We start from the raw sequence: 556 nt of genomic DNA on the forward strand, positions 1-556 counted from the left end.
CCGCCGCTGCAGATCTCTGACGATGTACGCCATATCACTCATGGCCCACCACCTGCTCATATTTGTCGGTATTGCCTGGGCCGATATCCGGTGAATATCCCACATGCACGGTGTGCGGTGTCAGGCCCTCCGGCTGATAGACATCCTGACCGATTTCAACATCCTGGTTAAACCGGATCGACCAGACCGCATACTCATCCAGCTCCGGATTAAATCCATCCGGTTCAGCGGACACAAAAACCGCCGGATCAACCGGTAACCCGAACCGGCTTTGCTCGATGGCCAGACCTATGGCCATAGCCGCATTTCGAACTTCCAGCTGATACTGCGCATCAGCCATCCCGAGAACGGCGAGGATTTCACAGTTGAGTGTCACGGCCAGCTGCCCGTTCATGGGCTGGTTGTCAGAACGCTCCCAGTCCATCACACCAAAAAACACACAGGGCGTTTTCAGCGCCGTCTGAGTTTCCGGATAGTGCTCTACGATCTTCAGCCATGACAGATTTTCGCTCAGCCACGTCTTCACCGCCTGGTGATAATCATTGAGATGAATCCC

At 54.7% G+C, this 556-nt stretch carries 1 protein-coding gene; it reads right to left on the reverse strand.

From position 1 onward, the window contains the following. Window positions 1-34 precede the first annotated feature (34 nt). On the reverse strand, window positions 35-556 hold a 522-nt coding region (locus ACYP03_RS23930; protein WP_459782353.1), incomplete at its 5' end, for a hypothetical protein.

The organism is Photobacterium sp. R1 (assembly GCF_054600795.1).